This is a genomic window from Psychrobacter sp. FME5, from assembly GCF_014861375.1.
In the GTDB taxonomy this organism is placed as follows: domain Bacteria; phylum Pseudomonadota; class Gammaproteobacteria; order Pseudomonadales; family Moraxellaceae; genus Psychrobacter.
The window spans coordinates 1-1,606 of record NZ_RRYX01000218.1 but is presented as its reverse complement, the minus strand read 5'-3'; the positions used below and the strand labels follow the sequence as shown (position 1 = coordinate 1,606).

The window sequence follows — 1,606 nt, the reverse complement described above, 5'->3', positions numbered from 1 at the left end:
TGGTAATCGTTTAGTTGATTTGTTTTATAACATTTTTGAAGTCATTTGACTATACCACCACTTGCTTCTACAACCGTCATATCCGCTGATAATGCACCTCGCTTTTCAGCTTCTTCGATCATTGTTTTAGCCATTCGATCTTTATAAGATCCAGTTGGATTATAGTATTCCAATTTTACATATACATCAGCATGTTCAGGAGACAGAATCTTATTAAGCTTAACGACATGAGTATTGCCTATCACGTCAAGCATGTTATTACTTGGTATGGATGAGTTATTATTCATATAATGCCTTATTAATTTTTTAGCGTATCTTTAGTTTTATTTTGCTTTTTTATTTATTAATCCCATTCATTGCACCTTTGCTGGGAAACCATCTTTTGCTAAAGCAGCCGTCATCGGATCAATACTGGCGATGGTTTTGATATTGACCACTTTGGTGGCTAAATCAATATCAACTTTAGCGTTTGGGTCGATATCGTGAATAGTTGCTGTCACACCACGGGCACAGCCGCCACAATTCATATTTTCAATCAATAGGTTCATAACCTGTCTCCAAATAATTTTCATTTCATTACCAAGCTTAATCCTTCTCACCATGGTAAGGTCAAACACATTTTAAAAAAACACGCTTGACCTTACCATCGTGTCAACCTATATGCTATTGATAATAGATTGAAAATGATAGAGGGTGTTATGAACTCAAAAAATACTAAGTCTTATCTTTACAATGAAACATTGCCCATTGAGGGTATGACTTGTGCTTCCTGCGTTGGAAGGGTAGAGAAAGCCTTAAAAAAGGTTGAGGGCGTACAACAAGCAAACGTCAACCTTGCTACCGAACGAGCATGGGTACAAGGCAACGCTCAAGTACAGAGTAGCGATCTGATTCAAGCCGTTAAAAAAGCGGGATACACGGCGAAGCTGGTTGAGCAGGTTCAAAGTGACCAACAGGACAAGAAAGCCACGGAACAGCAACAACTTAAACGAGATTTAATCATCTCTTTGATTTTGGCCGTGCCGGTTTTTATTCTAGAAATGGGTTCCCATATGATTCCAGCCTTTCATATGTGGGTCATGCACAATATCGGCACGCAACAAAGCTGGCTGATTCAATTTGTTTTGACCACGCTGGTTCTTATCTTTCCGGGAAGACGTTTTTATCAAAAAGGCATTCCGGCATTATGGCGTTTTACTCCAGATATGAACTCATTGGTCGCGGTTGGAACACTGGCGGCTTATAGTTTTTCGCTAGTCGCAACATTTATTCCACAGATTCTACCTGACGGTACTGTGAACGTTTATTACGAAGCGGCCGCTGTGATTGTAAGCTTAATTTTATTAGGGCGTTATTTTGAGGCAAAAGCCAAAGGACGTACCTCTCAAGCCATTCAACATCTAGTGGGTATGCAAGCAAAAACAGCGCGTGTTCACCACAATGGGCAAGTGACTGAAATACCAATTGCAGAAGTGACCACAGAAACGATCGTTGAGATTCGTCCCGGCGAGCGTGTGCCAGTCGATGGTGAAGTTATTGAAGGCCAAAGCTACCCCACTCTCAACTTCGAAAGTGATTGAAAAAAGAAGAGCACCTCACTAATCTA

At 40.5% G+C, this 1,606-nt stretch carries 2 protein-coding genes and 1 pseudogene; 1 reads left to right on the top strand and 2 read right to left on the bottom strand.

Annotation, left to right across the window (positions count from 1 at the left end; genetic code table 11):
- Positions 1-41 precede the first annotated feature (41 nt).
- A complete protein-coding gene (locus EI161_RS14285; RefSeq protein ID WP_192529924.1) occupies positions 42-287 on the bottom strand; it encodes a pyridoxal-phosphate dependent enzyme in 246 nt (81 codons plus the stop codon).
- Positions 288-353: 66 nt separating this feature from the next.
- The gene (locus EI161_RS14280; protein WP_192529922.1) at positions 354-548 is read right to left on the bottom strand and encodes a heavy-metal-associated domain-containing protein; all 195 of its coding nucleotides are present in this window, start codon (positions 546-548) and stop codon (positions 354-356) included.
- Positions 549-740: 192 nt separating this feature from the next.
- On the opposite strand from EI161_RS14280, the pseudogene EI161_RS14275 reads away from it, so the two are divergent.
- Positions 741-1,553: pseudogene (locus EI161_RS14275) on the top strand (heavy metal translocating P-type ATPase); the annotation flags it as partial.
- Between the last annotated feature and the right edge of the window lie 53 nt (positions 1,554-1,606).